The organism is Collinsella aerofaciens, assembly GCF_020181355.1.
In the GTDB taxonomy this organism is placed as follows: Bacteria; Actinomycetota; Coriobacteriia; order Coriobacteriales; family Coriobacteriaceae; genus Collinsella.
This window is the reverse complement of the sequence record NZ_CP084004.1, coordinates 1,091,472-1,110,451: the sequence shown is the minus strand read 5'-3', so window position 1 is coordinate 1,110,451 and position 18,980 is coordinate 1,091,472. Positions and strand designations below refer to the sequence as shown.

The window sequence follows — 18,980 nt, the reverse complement described above, 5'->3', positions numbered from 1 at the left end:
GGTCAGCCTTAATCAACTAAACGTTTGCTCGGTTGGTGAAGATGCCCTTTTTGGAAGTCCCCTGATCGTCGGAGCCCTTCTTCACCTTCTTACCGTCCTTGGTGTAGTAGGAGTAGTAGTACTCGCTGGTCTCGGTCTCGCAGTAGTTCATAACGGTACCGATGAGCTTGACCTTCTCGGACTTCTTAAGCTGACCGATGGCGTTGAGCGCCTCCTCGCGCTTGGTGAAATCCTCACGCACGACAAAAAGCGCACCGTCGGTCAGACTTGCGATCTCGGCAGCATCGATGAAGGTGCCGACCGGGGGAGCATCAAAGATAACGTACTGGAACTTGGCGGACAGTGCCTTTACCAGCTTGGCAAAGCGGTGAGAGACGATGATGTCGGCAGGATTGGGAATATGCGGCTCGGCATCGAGGAAGTAGAAGTTCTTCTGCCCCGTCTCGACAATCGCCTGGTCAATAGAAACCTGCTCGGAAAGGACTGCATAGAGTCCGCCGCGGGAGCGGACGCCAAGCATATCGGCAAGGGACCTGCGACGCATATCAGCCTCGACCAGCAGGACGCTCTTGCCGCTGGTGGCGATAGCCTGGGCAAGGTTGATGGAAACCGTAGACTTGCCCTCGTTGGGAATCGAGGACGTAACGGTGATGGTGCGAATGGGGTCGTCCACGCTCGCAAAGCGGATGTTGGCCAGAAGGGTCTTGGCGGCATTCTGTACAACGAGCTTATCGGTGTTCTTTGCCTTAGCCATGCCTATTTACCACCTTTCATAGCCGGAATTCGGCCAACAACGGGAATGCCCAGGAGCTCTTCTGCCTCTTCGGCACCGCGGATGCGGGTGTTGAGCATGTCTGCCAAAACGACATAGGCAACTGCGATAAAGATGCCCGCGAGGAACGCGACAGCAACGTACAGCATACGCTTGGGGCCGCTGGGGACTTCGGGAGTCTTAGCCTCGTCGATAACGTTGATGCTCTGGGCAGCGCCGACGTTCTGAGCGACCGTACTCACCGAGCTGGCCATGGCCTTTGCGACCTTAGCCGTCTCCTTGGCATCGGTGCCGGTAACCGAAAGCGTAATGACACGCGTGGTGGTCTCGGAGGAAACAGACACCTTGTAGTCATCCAGGTCAGCAAGGCCCAGCTCATTGGCAGCACCGCTCTTAACGCTATCGCTATCCAGCAGCGTGGCGATATCGTTGGAAAGCATCTGGCTCGCCGAGAGATCGTTGTAGCTCATCTGACCGCTATCGTCGGTCTTGGCGAGAATGTACATGCTCGTCGTCGCGGTGTAGGTGTTGCCCATCGCAACGAAGGACACGATGCCCATGGCGATCGCGCAGACCACCGGAAGGGTGATGACCAGCTTAAGGTGCTTCTTCAGCAGCTGGAACAGTTCGAGAAGGGTCATGCAGCTTGCCTTTCATTTCCCCAGTTCGGATTGACAAAACTGTCCGTATGTTATCGCATCTTTTTACCGAGACCAAACTCTATACATAAGAAACAGGCTCTCCTGTAAAAATGTCGGAAGCAATCGTAAAATTGCACAACAACGCCGCACCCGAAAGTCAAATGCGGCGTCTGCATCAATATCTATGTTGTATCGCTATGCGAATGGCTCGTCCTGCCGTATGGGAAACGTCACCGTAATGGTGGTTCCCACGCCCAACTCGCTCGACAGATCGAGCGTGGCGTGATGATACAGGGCCGCATGCTTGACAATTGCAAGCCCCAGACCGGTTCCGCCGCGCGCCTTGGACCTACTCTTGTCCACGCGATAGAACCGCTCAAATACCTTGCCCTGTTCTTCAGGCGCGATACCGATTCCCGTGTCGGCGACCGCAAGGAACGGATGGCCTTCGTCGTTGGTGCCGCACTGCAGCGTAACCGCACCGCCGGGTCGATTGTAGCGGATGGCGTTGCTCGCCAGATTATAGATGAGCTCGTCAATCAAGCGCGACACGCCTTCGATGACCACAGGCTTGGTCTCATGACTTATCGTCACATTCGCCTGACGGGCGACCTGTTCAAGACGCTGCTCAACCGCGTAGATGGCACGCGAGAGCTCAATAGGCTCCGTGGAACCAATGGGCACCGCCTCGCCCTCAGTTGCACGCTCGGCCTCGTCCAAGTTAGACAGCGTAAGGATATCGTTGACAAGCGCTGCCAAGCGGCCCGCCTCACGATAGATGCGACCGCCAAAGTTGCGCAGGTCGCCCTCGCCCTCGACCATGCCGTTTGCGATGAGCTCGGCATAGCCCGAAATCGCCGTAAGCGGCGTCTTGAGCTCATGGGTGATATTCGCCGTGAACTCGCGGCGCATACGGTCGTTGTCCGCCAGCACCGCCATTTGGCGCTTGAGCTCCTGGCGCTGCGACTCAATACGCTCAAGCATGGGGACCATCTCGGCATAGGCGTGCTCATAGCTACGGCGTGGGTGGTCCAAATCCACCTCTTGCAAAGGCGCGATGATGGCACGGGACTCGCGGCGCGCCATAAAAAACGAGAGTACCGCACCCGCTGCTGCGATAAGCAGCATCGGCGCCACCATCGACAGCAAAATCGCCGCAACGCCAGGCTGGGCCTGCGCCAAGCGGACAACCTGGCCGTTATCAAGGGCGACGGCGCGATACAGCATAATCTCGTCGAGCGTAGAGCTTGCGCGCTCCGCGGAACCCGAACCACTCTCAAAGGCCTCGATGACCTCGGGGCGATCGCCATGGTTGGGCAGTGTGGAAGGCGGCGCCTCGTTGTCGTAGGCAACCGATCCATCCTTGTTAATCAGCGTGATGCGCAAGTCCTCTCGATCGAGGCTACGCAAGAACGGGATGGGCTCCTGCTGCTCGTCGAGGGCGGCAGCAATGAGCTCGGTTTCTTGCGCCAGGTTGGCACTCGTGGCATCCGCCAAGGTGTTTTGCACAAAGAACGCACCCAGCACCGTAAACGCCACGATAACCGCCATGGCGCAGACAAAGATCGTCACAAAAACGCGGTGCGACAGCGTATGTTTTCCCTGGGGGGCGAAGACCACGGGTTACTCCTCCGATGCGGTGGCCGCGGTGTCGTCACCTTCGGCACCATCACCGGCAGAAGGCTCGGCCAAGCGGTAGCCCACGCCGCGCACGGTCTCGATGGCGCTGGCATGCTCGCCCAGTTTTTGGCGAAGCGTCTGCACGTGCACGTCAACGGTGCGCGAACCGCCGTCGAAGTCCCAGCCCCACACGCTCTGCAGCAACGACTCGCGGGTAAAGACCACGCCGGGCTTGCGCATGAGGTACTCGAGCAGGTCGAACTCGCGCAGGGTGAGCTTAAGCGACTCGCCGGCAACAGTCACCTCACGATGGCTGGGCGAGAGCACGATGTCGCCCACGCTGAGCACATCGCTTGCCTGTTTGACCATGCCGCCGCGACGCAGCAGTGCGCGGCAGCGGCTGGCGAGCTCCATGAGCGAAAACGGCTTAGTCAGGTAATCGTCGGCACCGCCATCGAGCGCCATCACCTTGTCGAGCTCGGTATCCTTGGCGGTAAGCATCATGATGGGCACCGTCGCCGTCAGGCGATCGGCACGCAGTCGACGCATAATCGCCAAGCCATCGGTATCGGGCAGCATGATGTCGAGCAGGACGGCATCGGGTACCCGTCGCGCCACGGCAGCCTTAAACTCACCGTCGCACGAAAAGCCTTCGGCCTCAATCCCCTGCTTGCGCAGCGCATAGACCGTCAAATCCCTGATGTTGTCATCGTCCTCGACGTAATAGATCATGTTGAACCCCTTTGCGGCCGGCATGACCGCATCTTAACCCTAAAGGTACCTTTACTAGATGGTATCAGCCAAAACGCCCCGTCAAATAATCCGCCGTGCGCGGATCGGTCGGATTCTTGAAGAGTTGCGCGGTGGGCGCGTGCTCCACCAGCTCACCCAGCAAAAAGAATGCGACCGAATCGGAGATACGCGCCGCCTGCTGCATATTGTGCGTAACGACCACGAGCGTGCAGGTCTCTTTGAGCTCGCAGGCCAGCTGCTCCACCACCAGCGTCGATACGGGATCGAGTGCCGAGGTCGGCTCGTCCATCAGCAGAATGTCGGGCTGCACGGCAAGTGCGCGGGCGATGCACAGGCGCTGCTGCTGGCCGCCCGAAAGACCCAGACCCGACTCTTTGAGCTTGTCCTTGGCCTCGTCCCACAGGGCGGCGCGTCGCAGGGAGTCTTCGACCAGCTCGTCGAGCACGACGCGATCGCGCACACCCATACCGCGCGGCCCATAGGCGACGTTGTCGTAGATGCTCATGGGAAACGGGTTGGGGCGCTGGAACACCATGCCCACGCGCTGGCGAAGGCGGCAGATGTCGTAGTCGCCCAGGATATCTTGACCATCGAGCGCAATCTTGCCCTCGATTCGGCAGTCCTTGATGCCGTCGTTCATGCGGTTAAAGCAGCGCAGCAACGTGGACTTTCCGCAGCCCGAAGGCCCGATGAACGAGGTAATCTGCTTGTCGCGGATCTTGATATTCACGTCCTTGAGCGCATGGTGGTCGCCATAGAACAGGTCGAGGCCCTCAACATCGATTCGCGTCGGCGAGGCGGCAAGATCCTCTGCCGTGGGGCGAGTCGCATCCCCAACCTCGCGCTCGTGCGCGGCCTCGGCCTGCGCTTTCATGAGTTCTTCAAGCTCCGTGGGCTCCACAGCCGCAGCAGCCGTCATACCGCATACCTCCACATCGATATCAATTCAGCAGTATCGATAGTAGGAATCGCGGCTCATATGCACGTGAGCGCATTGTCAAGTGTTTGTAAGGGCACGCTGGCTATGCGGCGGGCAGCTCGATGGTGAATATCGTGTGTTCGGGCGTCGATTCACATGCAACGGTACCGCCGTGCGCGCATACGATCTCCTTGGCGATGGCAAGGCCCAGGCCGGCGCCACCGCGATTGGTCGCACGTGCCGCGTCCAGGCGATAGAACTTCTCAAAGATCACCTTGAGCTTAGCCGCCGGAATCGGATCACCATGGTTAATAAAGCGAATTCGCACGCCACCGTCATCTTGGCGCCCAGCCTCAATCGTGATGGTCGATCCTTCGTAGCTATAGGCGATGGCGTTTTTCATGATGTTGTTGAACACGCGAGCCATCTTGTCGCCATCCACAAGTACCGTCAGATCCTCGCGCACATCAACTTGGACATCTTTGTGCTGCTCGTTGAGAATGGGATAGAACTCATCGGCCACCTGCGCCAGTAGCAATCCCAGGTCGACGCAGCCGCGCGTAAGCACAATATCGTGGAAGTCAAAGCGCGTGATATCAAAGAACTCCTCAATAAGCGCGTCGAGTCGGTGCGCCTTGTCGAGCGCCACGCCCGTAAAGTGTGCGCGCTGCTCAACCGGCAGGTCGGGTGCCTCCTGCAACAGCGAGAGGTAGCCCACCACGCTGGCAAGCGGTGTGCGCAGGTCATGCGCCAAGTATGTGACCAAGTCGTCCTTGCGATGCGACTCGTCGCGTAGGGCCTGCTGCACCTTACGCTCGCGATCGCGCACGCGGTTGAGCGCACCCTCGACCTCCAGGAAGTCGCCGTCGATGTTATCCCAGGCGTCAGGATGATCGATCAGGCGGTCCTGAATACGGGCGGCAAGCACGCGGTCGGAATGCCGCTCACCCTGCTCATAGCCCTGGTAGTACAGAGCGCGGCCGCAAAAGAACAGGACGCACACGGCGAGCGCCAAGACAAAGCCAAGCATGTTGAATACAAAGCCGGCATCGAACAGCACCGGTCCCTCAATGCCACCGAGCGCCATGGCGCCGATCGCCAGCGTCATGGCCCACGCGGCACCGCCGATCACCACGCAACGGCGCACGATCTCGAATCGATCGATCAGCAAAAACCCGATAAGCAAAACTGCCAAGATACCGGCGATGTTGTCGATGCCGATCAGCAGCAGGCTCAGCAAAAAGAGGAGTACCGTCGCGAGCGCGCGGTTGTCGACGACTGCTCTCACGTATTCAAAGAGTCGATCGGGCACCTCGAACGCCTGCCTATCGTCTTTTGTCATATCAAGATCCTCACAAGCGGAAAGCGTTATTCGATGATGTAGCCGACGCCCCAGACGTTTTTGATAAAGCGCGGCTTTTGGGCGTCGTCGCCAATCTTTTCGCGCAGATGGCGAATGTGCACCATAACCGTATTGTTGGAGCCGGGCATAAAGTCCTCGTTCCACACCGCGCGGAACAGGTCCTCCACGGGCACCACGCTGCCACGATGCTCGACCAGATACAGCAAGATGGAATACTCGATGGGCGTAAGGCGCACCGGTGCGCCGTCCACCATCACGGAGCGGGCGTCGCGGTTGATCTCGAGGCCGTCGAGCTGGATGATCGGCGACTCGGCCGCCTGTGCGCGGCTGCCGTAGCTGGTATAGCGACGAAGCTGAGCATGCACGCGCGCAATGAGCTCCAGCGGGCGAAACGGTTTGACCACGTAATCGTCCGCGCCAAGCGAAAGGCCTTCGATTTTATCCTGCTGGGCATCGCGCGCCGTCAACATAATTACGGGATAGGCATGGCTGGCACGGATGGTACGCAGCAGCTCAAAGCCGTCGATATCGGGCAGCATGACGTCGAGCAGTGCCAGGTCAAACTCTTGTTCCAGAATTGCCTTGGCCGCATCGGCCCCGCTGTAGGCGATCTGGACGTCAAAGCCCTCTTTTGTAAGGTAGATACCAACCAGGTCGGCGATGGCTTTCTCGTCATCAACTACCAATATGCGCTCGTTCATGCGTGCTCCTCTCGCGCTCCATTATGCCCGAGGCGGCGCCCGCCACACACAACAAGCGTGGGCGATTAAGTCGACCTTAAGCACCCTTGCGCCCATTCGAGCACGAATGCGGGCCATGCGCGCACGCAGCGATCGTCGCCGCCGGCAAACGATATACTCTAGTGCCAGAAGAGACCATCCCGTCGAAAGCGAAATCTGTGAAGTCCCTCACCTCTTTTGCAAAGCGCTCCGCCCAACTTGTCGCCGGCTTTGCCTGCGCCATCGCCCTTGCCGCTGGCGTGCCCACCGTCGCCGGCGCCCAAGTGCTCACGACCGACAATGTTTGCGGCAAAACCGCCGATGCGCGCGGCATCACGGCAGAAAACCTGCCCGATATCGATGCGACCAATGCCCTCGTCATGGGCAAGGACGGCACCGTCTACTATGGACGCGGCGCCGATGAACAGGTCAAGATTGCCTCGATCACCAAGGTCATGACCGCAATCCTGACCGTCGAAAACTGCAAGATGGACGAGAAGGTCACGGTGAGCAACGCTGCCGCCACCGTAGGCAACTCGACTGCCGGCCTGCTCGAAGGCGACGAGCTCACCGTAGAGCAGGCACTACGCGGCCTGATGATCCCCTCGGGCAACGACGCCGCCATCGTGCTTGCCGAGTACGTGGGCAAAAAGATCGACCCCAAGACCAAAGACGCCGAGGCAACCTTTGTGAAGGCCATGAACGAGCGCGCCAAAAAGCTCGGCTGCACCGGCACGGTCTTTGAGAACCCACACGGTCTGGACTTTGATGAGTGGGCCGGCGACATGCACTCAACCGCACATGACGTGGCACTGATGATGCAGGAAGCCATGAAAGACGATACGATTCGTGAAGTCGTCGCGAGCGAGGATTCTTGGATTGAGGTCACGGGCGCCGATGGCTCAGACCATTCGCATTCCATGGACACGCACAACGTTTTGCTCGGTCAGGACGGAAACATTGGTGGCAAGACCGGCACCACCGACGACGCGGGCTATTGCTTTACGAGCGCCTACAACCGCGACGGCGACGAGATCTACACCGTTATTTTGAACTCCACCACCAGCGACCAGCGCTTTACCGATACGGCGGCCCTTGCCAACTGGTACTACGGTCACAAAGTTGCGGTTGCGATCGCCAACACGCGGGAGAAGACCGCCAACGGCAACCCGCTCATGGCACGCATTAGCCAGACAGATTGGACGGACAAGACGATCGACGCCACGCTCGCCGACCCCGCCGCACAGGCAACGGTGTTCTCACTCGCCGGCGAAGTGACCGAAAAGGTTAGCTACGACGACCTTTCGGGCACGGTGCACGTGGGCGACAAGGTAGGCAGCGTCACGCTCAAGCAAGAAGGCACCAAGATTGCCGTCGTTGATTTGGTTGCCGACGAGGAAGGCTCGGGGCCAAACCCCATCGAGTGGCTACTGGTAAAGCTCGACCGCCTGAGTCGCCGCATCGACAACCGCCCGCTCACGGCCGAGAGCGAGACCGTAGCCAAGGCTCCTGAGGTGTAGGGCCAAAGCGTTATCACATCGAACCAAATGAGGCGTCCAACGGGGCGCCTCATTTTTTGAGGGTTCGAATCCCCAGCCGCCTTTCTTGATAATAAAAAAGGGCCCCAGATGGGACCCTTTTTCAAATTCGTACTGGCGGAGAGCTGGGGATTCGAACCCCAGATGCCCTTTTGGGGCATACTCGCTTAGCAGGCGAGCACCTTCGGCCTCTCGGTCAGCTCTCCGTAACAGCCGTTCTATAATAACCAAACAGTCGAGGATGGGCAAGGGGGATTTTCAAATTGCCCAGCAGCTTTTCCTCCTTGCAAGCTTCGCCTACCCTAGCGAGCGGTTGAGGGAGCCGAGCTCATCGTTGCCCATGGTGCGCCACATTTGATAGATGCAGCCGCGCGCCAAGAAAAAGAAGCCGTTATCGACGAGTTGCACGGCGGCATCCGCGAGTTGATTGGTCACGGCGGGCACCGGCGGCAGCTCAAGACCTGCCTTGCGGATGGTCTCGACAGCCTCCTCAAACGCGGGCGGCTTGATGACGCCCATCTCGTTCATAAGGCCCTGCATTTCCTCCTGCGCACTGCCGCCCGACTCCTCGCCGCGCGGCACCAGGCGATAACATGCCAGCGCCAGCTCGAGCTGGTCGCAGTTCCAGTAGGCGAATGCCAGGCGATAGAACAGGTAACCGATCGAAGGCCGGTCACTGGCAATGCGCAGGCCGTGGCGTGCTACCTCGATAATCTCGTCATAGCGCTCCAGGCGTGCTAGCACGTTGATCAGGGCAAAGTGAGACTGCATGGACGAGCGCGCCAAATCGTAGAGACGACGCACCTCGGGCAGCGCACGCTCAAAGTCCTCTTGTTCGGCGTAAAAGCTGCAGATCTCGTGCTGGGCAAAATACAGCGCATCGGGAGCGCGAAGGATACGCACGGAACGGTCCTCCTCCATCACCGGCAGCACCATGCGCACCAGCTGGTTGTCGCAGAACTGGGTCTGCACCGGGCCCGTCGCCAAAAGCTCAGCAACCGTACACTTGGCTTCCAGCTCCTCGACAAGGCGAGAAAAGCCCTCGAAAGCACCGGCTCGGTCAACTTTGGATTGCTCGCGCAACTCGACGACACGGGCGACATACGGATCGTTGTCCTCCTCCATGACCTCAAGCTCGTCAGCCGTATCAGCGAGCAGCAAATCGCGAAGCGCAGGCGGCAATGGACGATGGTCATCACGTGGTCGGGTGTGAACCTCTGCAGGTTCAATCATGTCCGGCGCATCTGCCTCATATGCCTCGAGCAAATGCTTGCAGGGCATGTCGTCCATATCCATGCTCTCAAGATCCTTGGCGACAGAAACGCAATCGGCCAGATAGGCCGCACGGCCAAAGGAATACGTTTTAACAACGCGCTCGCCCTGCTCGCCGTCGGGAGCCGCAATCTGCACGTAGCAGCGCGTGATGTGAGCGCCCGAAGCAAAGCAAGCCGCCGCGAGCGTAAGCGCAATACGCGCATCGTGCTCGGTGGCCCATGCCGTGCGCTTAGGCTCATCCACCTCGCGCCAGGCGTCATCTTGAGCATCGTATTCGCGCTGCGGCATAGCATCGACAACCGTGCGGCCAAATCGCACCAGCACGATGCCCTCAGCGACGTTCGCTCGATAGGTGTAGTCGAGCCGCGTGACCACGTTGAGCGCTTCTACGATACGTGCAAAGCGGGTGCGAACGTCCCACTCGCCACCCGGCTGGCACGCAACCGTCCCCGGCTTGGCCCACGGGTTGTCATTCGGCAGCGTTTCGAGCAGGCGAGGAACGTCGTTTGTCGTCTTGCTGATATGCCATAGGTCAAAGAGCGAGCAGCCCTCAAAGCTTGGCGACGAAGCAACGGGGCCCAACCCTGCCCCAATACGCTCAAGAATGCCCGATAGGCGGTTCAGGCGGCACTCGACGGCAAGCAGGGTATCGATCTCGTCCTGGTCCAGCAGGCTACGGTCAAAATTGAGATAGAAGAGCCTCGAGCGATCGATCCGCGCCAGGCTCATTTCGGTTTTGGCCGCGATGGTGCGCAGGCGAGGCAGATTAACTTCGCCCATCAAAGCGGCGGCATAGCGCTCAATGCCACTTGGATTATCTGTATGGTCAATGCGGTAGAGCAACGTTTCGATTGCATCGGGCAGCGGCGTGGAATCAAAACCCAGCAACACCTCAACCGGCTCGGGGAGTTTAACAAGTTTAATCTTGTCGACGGCATTTTTCATGCCCTCGTCAAGGCCGTCACCGTCCGCCGTGCCTGAGACAGCGTTTTCAGAATCGGCGAATATCACGTAACGCAAGAACATCGAGGCCATGAACTCGCCGTAGCGAAGGCTGCGCGTCGAATTCCACGTCTCGCGATCGGATTGTTCGCGCATGGTGCCTTCGGGAGAGCCGATGACTCGCGCCCGGGAGCGCATCGTCCCATCGGTACCCCTGACCGCAATCTCACCGATGTTGGAATCGGACTCGTCAAGAATCAGTTGCATGTCGGGATCGTCGGGCAGCGATGCCTCGTTAACGGGACGGTCCACCTTATAGACCTCACCCGAAACACACACGTAGCCCAAAAGCGACACATGGCTTTTGCCGACGAATTCGACGACATAGCATGATTCATGCGGGTCCTCGCCAAAGAGCTTCCAAACCACGCCATACGAGCGTCCCGCAGGCTGCTCGGGCATGGCCGGAAAGCGCTTTTTGGGATCGAGAAACCTGAGCTTGTATGTCGGACGCTCTGCCACGAAATATCACCCTGATCGGTCGTCTAAAGAAAGAGCGCGCCACGGACTCACCGAGGCGCATACTCGAAATCTTACACGAGTCGATGAGAAATAGTCCCCTTTGACCGAGGTTCGAATCCATGCGGTGTTTACGTAAAAGAAAAGCCCCCGTTGCCGGGAGCCTTAATCTCAAATGGTGCGGCGTATAGGATTCCGCGCATCCGCTGCGCGGATCCGCACCGGCTTCGCCCGCCTGCCGGCGCGCTCGCCCGCGGGCTAAAAACGCTCCGCGTTTTCTTTACGCTCGCGCCTCGACCGAGGTTCGAATCCATGCGGTGCCTACGTAAAAGAAAAGCCCCCGTTACCGGGAGCTTTAATCTCAAATGGTGCGGCGTATAGGATTCGAACCTATGACGTTCTGATTCGTAGTCAGACCCTCTATCCAGCTGAGGTAACGCCGCGACTTGTTGATTATTATGCACATGGACTGAATAATGGTCAAGCGTTTTTTCAAAAAAAGTTATCGAATTTGATTTTTACTCATTTGGAGGGCTCGGCACGATCTTCGGTGCATCGCGATATAAGAAAAGCCCCCGTTTCCGGAGGCTTAAAACTCAATTGGTGCGGCGTATAGGATTCGAACCTATGACGTTCTGATTCGTAGTCAGACCCTCTATCCAGCTGAGGTAACGCCGCAACGCACGGATTATTATGCACGTGAGCCCTCGATGGGTCAAGCAACAATTTGGAAAATTTTTACGAAGCGCCGATTAAGTTGTCGTGCTGATCCGCACCGGCTTCGCCCGCCTGCCGGCGTAAAAGAAAAGCCCCCGTTGCCGGAGGCTTTCAATTTCAATTGGTGCGGCGTATAGGATTCCGCGCATCCGCTTCGCGGATCCGCACCGGCTTCGCCCGCCTGCCGGCGGACTCGCCCGCTCGCTACGAACGCTCCGCGTCCGCTTCACGCTCGCGCCTCGACCGAGGTTCGAATCCATGCGGTGCCGGCATAAAAGAAAAGCCCCCGTTGCCGGAGGCTTTCAATTTCAATTGGTGCGGCGTATAGGATTCGAACCTATGACGTTCTGATTCGTAGTCAGACCCTCTATCCAGCTGAGGTAACGCCGCAGCGCAAGACATATAAAACCACTTTAGTTCGTTAGAGTCAAGCAAAATCTCAAACTTTTTTCGCGCGGGCCTCAATTTGTCACGCTGTGCCACAAGCATCAGTGCTTCTCGTGCGATCGATTGGCTTTTCAATCACATCGAACCCGACGCCAAGCTCCCCCAGAAGTGACCGCACCCGTTGGGCACAGTCGTAGTCGGCAAACGAGATGCTCAGCATTCGGGCCACCTGATTAGAAGTTCCAACGCCATAGAAGTGCTCAAGGACGACAAGCGCCTCATGCGCCACAAACGTCTCGACCACATGCGGCGACTCCTCATAGCACCATTGCGTCAATGGTCCCTCACTCGTCTGCCGAACCACCAAGCCACCCATACCCGACGGCTCGCACGTTACCAGCAGGTGCTCCCCGCCCTCATCGCTCTGGAACAAAACAACCCGCTCGTCGAACAGCTCCATCACATCCCCTTTCTCTTGCTCTTAGTTAGCAAAAGCATAGCAGGTAGATGCATGTACACAGAACATTTGTTCGTGTATTTTCTATCGAGCTGTCCGCACGGCATGGTATGGCCGTACACAAAAAGGGCGCCCCTAAAAGGAGCGCCCTCGCAAATCGCCTATGCAGCTAGTTTACGCGACCGGCTCGATCTTCTCGAGGCCGCCCATGTAGGGACGCAGAACCTCGGGGATCGTGATGGTGCCGTCGGCGTTCTGGTAGTTCTCTAGAATGGCAGCCATGGTACGACCAGCCGGCAGGCCGGAACCGTTAAGGGTGTGCAGGTAGCGCGAGCCCTTGAAGTTCTCGGGGTCGCGATACTTGATGTTGGCGCGACGGGCCTGGAAGTCGCCGCAATTGGAGCAGGAGCTGATCTCCTTGTAGGCGTTGTAGCTCGGCAGCCAAACCTCGATGTCGTAGGTCTGACGGGCAGAGAAGCCCAGGTCGCCGGTGCACAGGCTAATCACGCGATACGGCAGGCCCAGCTGCTGCAGCAGGTACTCGGCCTCGGCGGTCATGCTCTCGAGCTCCTCGTCGGACTCCTCCGGCTTGGCAAACTTGACCATCTCAACTTTGTCGAACTCGTGCTGGCGAATGATGCCGCGGGTGTCGCGACCGGCGGAACCGGCCTCCTCGCGGAAGCAGGGGGTGAAGGCAGTGTAGCGGCGAGGCAGAGTGTCGGCGTCCAGAACTTCACCGGCATGCAGGTTAGTCAGTACGACCTCGGCGGTAGGGATCAGGAAGTTGTCGCCCGAGACGTGATAGGCGTCGTCCTCGAACTTGGGCAGCTGACCCGTACCGAACATGGTCTGACGCTTGACGACGATGGGCGGCCACCACTCCTTGAAGCCACGGCTCGTGTGCGTGTCCAGGAAGAAGTTAATGAGGGCACGCTCAAGACGAGCGCCGGCGCCACCGAGAACGGTGAAGCGGCTGCCGGAGAGCTTGTTGCCGCGCTCGAAATCGAGGATGTCCAGATCGGTGCCCAGATCCCAGTGCGGCTTAAAGTCGAAGTCGAACTCGCGCGGGGTACCCCAGCGGCGACGCTCGATGTTCTCGCCCTCGTCCTTACCGTACGGGGTAGCCTCGCACGGAATGTTGGGCAGGTGAGACATGAAGTCGTACTGCTCCTGCTCAAGAGCGGTACGGCGCTCGGCCAGACCGTCGATCTTCTCGTTGACGGCGCGCACGGCCTCCTTGGCGGCCTCGGCCTCGTCCTTCTTGCCCTCCTTCATCAGGGCTCCAATCTTCTTGGACTCGGCGTTACGCGTGGCCTGGAGCTCCTCGACCTCGGTGATGACGGCACGGCGCTCGTCGTCGAGTTCAAAGAACTTCTCGCGATCCCAAGACGTCTGGCGATTTGCCATGGCGGTATCGATGGCATCGGGGTTCTCGCGAACAAACTTGATATCAAGCATTAGATCCTCCGGCGATATACATTCCATTTAGGTTGCAACCTTGTACATGTATGGGCAAGTATATACTTATGAGCGTTTACGACCCAACTCAACTACGCAAGAAGGCACCCAATGGACGCAGTTTTTTCCTTTTTGTTTGGCACCCGCACCGGTTTTGCCATCCTTTTCGCCGGCGGCATCCTGCTATTTGCGATTCTTGCCTTTGTGATGGAGAAGCGCACCCATAAGATGTATGTCGACCGTGGCCCCAAGTCCGAGGACGAAGAAGACAGCTTCTGGGACTAATCTGCCAAAAAAGGACAGGTTATTTCTGGTCGGTTTTATCTGGGCAAACGCAAGCGCCCCGCAACTGGAATTGAGCCAGTTGCGGGGCGCTTTTTGCTATAGAGATAAAGCCGCAGGAAAAACCTGCCAAAATAAACCTGTCCCTAAATGGCGGGTTTTACTGGAGGGTGGCGTCGATGGCCTTGACCAGGGCGCTGCGCATGCCGGCGTCCTCGAGCGCGACGACGCCCTTGATGGTGGCGCCGCCGGGTGAGCATACGGCATCCTTCATCGCCGCAGGATGCTGCCCTGTTGCAAGCTGCAGCTTTGCCGTACCCAACACCATCTGGCTCACAATGCGATAGGCATCGGCGCGCGGAATGCCGTGCTTGACGGCCGCGTCGCCCAGGGCCTCAATCGCCATGGCGACAAATGCCGGGGCGCAACCGCCCACGGTGCCGCCCACAAACAGCAGGCTCGTGTCGAGCTCGACGACAGTGCCAAGCTTACCGAGCAGGTCGAGCACCACGGCACGCTGCTCGTCATTGAGCGTAGAGGACTTCTCGCAAGCGATAACACCCTCGCCCACCGAAACCGGCGTGTTGGGCACTGTCGAGATATGCGCGACACCCGGCAGGACCTTTTCCCACTTGGCGCTATCCCAAGTCCAGGCAACCGAAAGGACAACCTTGTCGGCAAGAGTGTCCTTAAGCGGAGCGAAGACCTTCTCGATCATGTACGGCTTGACCGCAGCAACCACGATATCGGATGCGGCGACAACCTCCGCCGCGTCGCGACAGGCAACCATCCCACGCGCCTCACAACGCTCAACCAAGGCGTCGTAGTGGCCCGCGCAGGCGCACATATCGCTCGCAGCCACACCGGCGGCGATCCAGCCATCGGCCATAGCGCTCGCCATATTGCCAAAACCGACAAATCCAATCTTCATATCTCATAGTCCTCTCAGACACGTTCTTCAAAACGAAAGCTATTGTCCCACGGCATTGTTTCGTATTGCCGACCTATTTGTGATACGGCTCGCCACGGCTGATCTTGCAGGCGCGGTAGATTTGCTCCAGCAGCACCACGCGCGCCAAGTTATGCGGCAAGGTAATGCGTCCAAAGCTGAGCATCTCGTCGGCTCGTGCGCGCACATCATCGCTCACGCCGTCCGATCCGCCAATCACAAAGGCGATGTCGCTGTTACCACGCAGCATAAGATCATCGAGCCGCGCCGAAAGCTCCTCGCTCGAGCGCTCTTTGCCCTCAATGGCCAGCAAGATCACATGCGCTCGAGGTGGCAGGGCTGCAAGTATCGCCGCCCCCTCCTTGTCGCGCGCGGCATCCACGCCGCCCGCCTTAGCCGGGTCGATATCGGCCACCTCGCGGATATCCACTTTGGCATAGGCGCCCAGGCGCTTGGTGTACTCGGCGCAAGCATCCTTCCAAAAGCGCTCCTTGAGCTTACCGACGCAAACGACGGTGTATTTCACGCGCGTCTACTCCTTCGAATCGTTTTGCACTTTGCCGGCGGCCAGCATCTGCTCGAACATCGAGGCCGACTGCGAGAAATCGCTCGGCAGCACGACCGTCGAGGTTTTTCCCGTACGAGCGAACTCCGTCATCATCTCGGACCACTGCGTAAACATGAACAGCTGGTTGGCCTCGTCGTTGCCGACACCCGTCTCCTGGATAATCTCGAGCGAATCCTTGATGCCCAGCGCGATGGCTTTGCGCTGGTTGGCGATGCCCTCGCCCGCCTTTTCCATCGCCTCGGCCTCGGCGGTCGCCTCGGTGACGCGCTTGATGCGGTCGGCCTCGGCGAGCTCCTGCGCAGCAGCGCGCTTTCGCTGGGCGGCGTTGATGTCGTTCATGGAGTTCTCGACCTCGGTCGGCAGCGCGATCTTGGTGATGAGTGTCGACACGAGGGTGAAGCCGTAGGCAGCCATCTGCTCGGACACGGTGGCGTTGACGTCCTTGGCGATGTCATCCTTCTTGGCAAAGACCTCATCGAGCGTGTAGACGGGGATGGAAGAGCGTAAGGCATCGGTGATGAAATCGCGCATCTGGTCGACGGGCTCCTGCAGCATGTAGTAGCTCTTGTAGATACCCGAATCTGCCGGACCGGCGCCCATGTCATAGCTCACGTGGTACTGAGCAGAAACCTCAAGGCCGATGGTCACGTTATCCTGGGTCTTAACGTCGATGCCGAAGCCGTTTTTCATGGTGCGCAGACTCACCGTGGCGGCCTTGCGGTCGATCACGGGCACCTTCATGTGGAAGCCCGCGTTGACGATGCGGTTGAACTTGCCCAGACGCTCGATGATCACAGCATGCTGCTGTTCAACGACATAGCAGGCGTTGGGGAGCAGTAGCAACAAAATGATGATGGGGAGTAGAAGGCTCGTAAGGGTAGCGATGATACCGGACAACAGCATGGTTTCTCCTCTGATTGGTACGCGTTGGGACTAGGATACCCGCACGAAGCAGCTGTGTGACACCAACAAGAGGACCCGTGGTCAAAAAAGGCCAAATATGAGTACTGTTACCAGTTTAGTAACAGCGTATTTGGGTCAAAATCGCCTTTTTGAACCCGAGGTCTAGGTAGCGCGCAGAGATGTGGTGTAAGAGGCGGGGCATGCCCCGCCTCCGCCCTTTCTTGAAAGGGAGGGGACACCGCCTAGAATTCGTCGTTGGAGTAATGAAGGTGACGAATGGAAGGAAAGGCGATGCCCCAAGAAGAGAGTGTACTGCGCCTCGGCCGCGACGAGGCCCTCGAGGCGGCGAGGCTTTGGCAGGAGTGCGGCGACGCGCGCGAGTTCGCGTGCAGGGTGCTGGGCAGCGTGATGAACGCGCTGATGGACTCCGAGGCCCAGCAGATGTGCGGCGCGAGCCGCAACGAGCGCAGCGACGGCAGGGAGAACAGCCGCAACGGCTACCGCCCCAGGTCGCTCAAGACCGCCGTGGGCGACGTGGAGCTCGAGATACCCAAGCTCAGGCACGGCACCTACTACCCCGAGGGCATGCTCGCGCGATGGTCGCGCGTCGACACCTCGGTGGCCGCCATCGTGCAGGAGATGTACGTATGCGGCGTGTCCACCCGCAAGGTCGAGCGCGTGGCGTCCAAGCTGGGCATATCCTCGCTGTCGAGCTCGGAGGTCTCGAGCCTCTGCTCCGACCTCGACGCCGAGGTGGCGGAGTTCCGCCGCCGCGACCTGTCGGGCACGCCGTGCTGCTACCTGTGGCTCGACGCCACCTACATGAGCTGCAGGGTCGGCTCGTCGGTCGTCTCGCAGGGCGTCGTGACCGCGATCGGGCTGGGCGCCGACGGGCGCAAGCACTTCCTGGGCTGCGACGTGGTCGACACCGAGAGCGAGGACTCCTGGGCGGCATTCCTCGGCGGGCTGCGCGAGCGCGGGCTGGCCGGCGTTCGCCTCGTGGTCTCCGACAGCCACGCCGGGCTCGTGGCCGCCGTCTCGCGCCTGTTCCAGGGCTGCGCCTGGCAGCGCTGCGTGACGCACCTGCAGCGCAACCTCCAGAGCGCCTGCTCGGGCAGGCCCGAGGACTCCAAGGCGGCCGTCAGGGACCTCGTGCACGCCGCGGTCTACCAGGACGACCCCGACCTCGCGCGCTGCGTGTGGGCCGAGGCGGCGCCCTGGGTGGCGTCGGTGTCCGCCAGGGCCGGCGAGGTCTTCGAGCAGGCCGAGGACTCCGCGCTGGCGTTCACGGCCTTCCCCAGGGCGCACTGGGCCAAGCTCCGCACCAACAACGTCCAGGAGCGCGCCAACCGCGAGATCAAGCGCCGCTACAGGGTCGTGCAGTCCTTCCCCTCGAGGGAGTCGATGCTGCGCCTGACGTGCGCGAGCCTCATGGAGACCGAGGGACAGTGGTCCCAGCAGCGCGTGTTCTCCGAGGCCTCGGCCGCCGAGGGCTTCGCCGAGCCCGCGGACAGGCCGGCCCCGACAGAGGGGAGGCGCCGCGCGCTCGGGCGGCGCGCCAGGGAGATAGTGGACGAGATAGTCGAGAGGCGCGGTCTCAAGAAGGAGTAATATCGGGACTTGCAGCGACGGACCTCAGGACGCTCTTACACCACGTCTGCGCGCGCCACCCGAGGTCTATCGAATTTACTTTGTTTTGTCTCAAGATTGGGTCAAATTAGCGTACATCTGTTGCGCAAAATGAGCAAAAATGGCTTCGTGAAATGTCTCTATTTTCGTGCCAGTACTCATATTTGCCACTTTTTGACCACGGGGGCATCTACCGCGCGAAATCGATAGGTCAAATCTGCCAAAAACGGCCCGTAACAAAAAAGCTCCCATTGCTGGGAGCTCTTTCATTTAATGGTGCGGGCGAAAGGACGTCCGCGTATCCGCTTCGCGGATCCGCACCGGCTTCGGCCGCCTGACGGCGTCCTCGCCAGCTCGCTAAAAACGCTCCGCGTTTTCTTTACGCTCGCTCCTTCGCAGGTTCAAGTCCCTGCGATGGGCCCATAACAAAAAAGCTCCCATTGCTGGGAGCTCTTTCATTTAATGGTGCGGGCGAAAGGACTTGAACCTTCATGGGGTTGCCCCCATACGGACCTGAACCGTACGCGTCTGCCAATTCCGCCACGCCCGCGTGCAGGAATTAGAATAAC

16 protein-coding genes and 5 tRNA genes are annotated in these 18,980 nt (G+C 59.3%); 3 read left to right on the top strand and 18 right to left on the bottom strand.

All coding sequences use genetic code 11. From position 1 onward, the window contains the following. Positions 1-16: 16 nt before the first annotated feature. The 7 genes from LCQ44_RS04825 to LCQ44_RS04795 form a co-directional block, all read right to left on the bottom strand. Positions 17-754 (bottom strand): CpsD/CapB family tyrosine-protein kinase, encoded by a 738-nt coding sequence (locus LCQ44_RS04825; RefSeq protein ID WP_035136836.1) that lies wholly within the window; start codon positions 752-754, stop codon positions 17-19. Positions 755-756: 2 nt separating this feature from the next. Beyond that, positions 757-1,413, bottom strand: a complete 657-nt coding sequence (locus LCQ44_RS04820) for a YveK family protein (RefSeq protein ID WP_225094222.1) — start codon at positions 1,411-1,413, stop codon at positions 757-759. A 195-nt stretch (positions 1,414-1,608) separates the two neighbouring features. After that, on the bottom strand, positions 1,609-3,033 hold the full coding sequence (locus LCQ44_RS04815; RefSeq protein WP_225094221.1) for a sensor histidine kinase: 1,425 nt from the start codon (positions 3,031-3,033) through the stop codon (positions 1,609-1,611). A gap of 3 nt (positions 3,034-3,036) precedes the next feature. Further along, positions 3,037-3,789, bottom strand: a complete 753-nt coding sequence (locus LCQ44_RS04810) for a response regulator transcription factor (protein WP_006234802.1) — start codon at positions 3,787-3,789, stop codon at positions 3,037-3,039. 40 nt (positions 3,790-3,829) lie between these two features. After that, positions 3,830-4,705, bottom strand: a complete 876-nt coding sequence (gene pstB, locus LCQ44_RS04805; RefSeq protein WP_006234803.1) for a phosphate ABC transporter ATP-binding protein PstB — start codon at positions 4,703-4,705, stop codon at positions 3,830-3,832. A 103-nt stretch (positions 4,706-4,808) separates the two neighbouring features. Then, positions 4,809-6,047: a sensor histidine kinase gene (locus LCQ44_RS04800; protein ID WP_225094220.1), complete on the bottom strand. Its 1,239-nt coding sequence runs from the start codon at positions 6,045-6,047 to the stop codon at positions 4,809-4,811. Between the two features lie 26 nt (positions 6,048-6,073). Next, a complete protein-coding gene (locus LCQ44_RS04795) occupies positions 6,074-6,769 on the bottom strand; it encodes a response regulator transcription factor (protein ID WP_225094219.1) in 696 nt (231 codons plus the stop codon). 197 nt (positions 6,770-6,966) lie between these two features. Here LCQ44_RS04795 and LCQ44_RS04790 point away from each other — a divergent pair, with 197 nt between their 5' ends. Further along, positions 6,967-8,307 (top strand): D-alanyl-D-alanine carboxypeptidase family protein, encoded by a 1,341-nt coding sequence (locus LCQ44_RS04790; protein ID WP_225094218.1) that lies wholly within the window; start codon positions 6,967-6,969, stop codon positions 8,305-8,307. A 133-nt stretch (positions 8,308-8,440) separates the two neighbouring features. Here LCQ44_RS04790 and LCQ44_RS04785 read toward each other — a convergent pair. From LCQ44_RS04785 to serS, 7 genes are all read right to left on the bottom strand, one after another. Beyond that, a tRNA-Ser gene (locus LCQ44_RS04785) sits at positions 8,441-8,531 on the bottom strand. A 91-nt stretch (positions 8,532-8,622) separates the two neighbouring features. Further along, the gene (locus LCQ44_RS04780; protein ID WP_225094217.1) at positions 8,623-11,064 is read right to left on the bottom strand and encodes a tetratricopeptide repeat protein; all 2,442 of its coding nucleotides are present in this window, start codon (positions 11,062-11,064) and stop codon (positions 8,623-8,625) included. Positions 11,065-11,427: 363 nt separating this feature from the next. Then, positions 11,428-11,504: transfer RNA gene (locus LCQ44_RS04775), tRNA-Arg, on the bottom strand. A 158-nt stretch (positions 11,505-11,662) separates the two neighbouring features. After that, positions 11,663-11,739 (bottom strand) — tRNA-Arg (locus tag LCQ44_RS04770). Between the two features lie 352 nt (positions 11,740-12,091). Next, positions 12,092-12,168 (bottom strand) — tRNA-Arg (locus LCQ44_RS04765). Between the two features lie 79 nt (positions 12,169-12,247). Beyond that, a complete protein-coding gene (locus LCQ44_RS04760) occupies positions 12,248-12,625 on the bottom strand; it encodes a hypothetical protein (RefSeq protein ID WP_225094216.1) in 378 nt (125 codons plus the stop codon). Between the two features lie 171 nt (positions 12,626-12,796). Continuing rightward, positions 12,797-14,080 carry a serine--tRNA ligase gene (gene serS, locus LCQ44_RS04755; RefSeq protein ID WP_225094215.1) on the bottom strand — a complete coding sequence of 428 codons (1,284 nt, stop codon included), beginning with the start codon at positions 14,078-14,080 and terminating at the stop codon, positions 12,797-12,799. 111 nt (positions 14,081-14,191) lie between these two features. On the opposite strand from serS, the gene LCQ44_RS04750 reads away from it, so the two are divergent. Next, positions 14,192-14,365 carry a DUF6724 family protein gene (locus tag LCQ44_RS04750; RefSeq protein WP_006235069.1) on the top strand — a complete coding sequence of 58 codons (174 nt, stop codon included), beginning with the start codon at positions 14,192-14,194 and terminating at the stop codon, positions 14,363-14,365. 157 nt (positions 14,366-14,522) lie between these two features. Here the strand turns inward: LCQ44_RS04750 and proC are convergent, their stop codons facing one another. The 3 genes from proC to LCQ44_RS04735 form a co-directional block, all read right to left on the bottom strand. After that, positions 14,523-15,293, bottom strand: a complete 771-nt coding sequence (gene proC / locus LCQ44_RS04745; protein ID WP_225094214.1) for a pyrroline-5-carboxylate reductase — start codon at positions 15,291-15,293, stop codon at positions 14,523-14,525. A gap of 73 nt (positions 15,294-15,366) precedes the next feature. Further along, a complete protein-coding gene (gene rlmH, locus LCQ44_RS04740; RefSeq protein WP_217749852.1) occupies positions 15,367-15,837 on the bottom strand; it encodes a 23S rRNA (pseudouridine(1915)-N(3))-methyltransferase RlmH in 471 nt (156 codons plus the stop codon). A 6-nt stretch (positions 15,838-15,843) separates the two neighbouring features. Then, on the bottom strand, positions 15,844-16,782 hold the full coding sequence (locus LCQ44_RS04735; RefSeq protein ID WP_225094213.1) for an SPFH domain-containing protein: 939 nt from the start codon (positions 16,780-16,782) through the stop codon (positions 15,844-15,846). Positions 16,783-17,058: 276 nt separating this feature from the next. Here LCQ44_RS04735 and LCQ44_RS04730 point away from each other — a divergent pair, with 276 nt between their 5' ends. Beyond that, the gene (locus LCQ44_RS04730) at positions 17,059-18,393 is read left to right on the top strand and encodes an IS256 family transposase (protein ID WP_089573697.1); all 1,335 of its coding nucleotides are present in this window, start codon (positions 17,059-17,061) and stop codon (positions 18,391-18,393) included. Positions 18,394-18,874: 481 nt separating this feature from the next. Here LCQ44_RS04730 and LCQ44_RS04725 read toward each other — a convergent pair. Continuing rightward, positions 18,875-18,961 (bottom strand) — tRNA-Leu (locus tag LCQ44_RS04725). Positions 18,962-18,980: the final 19 nt, after the last annotated feature.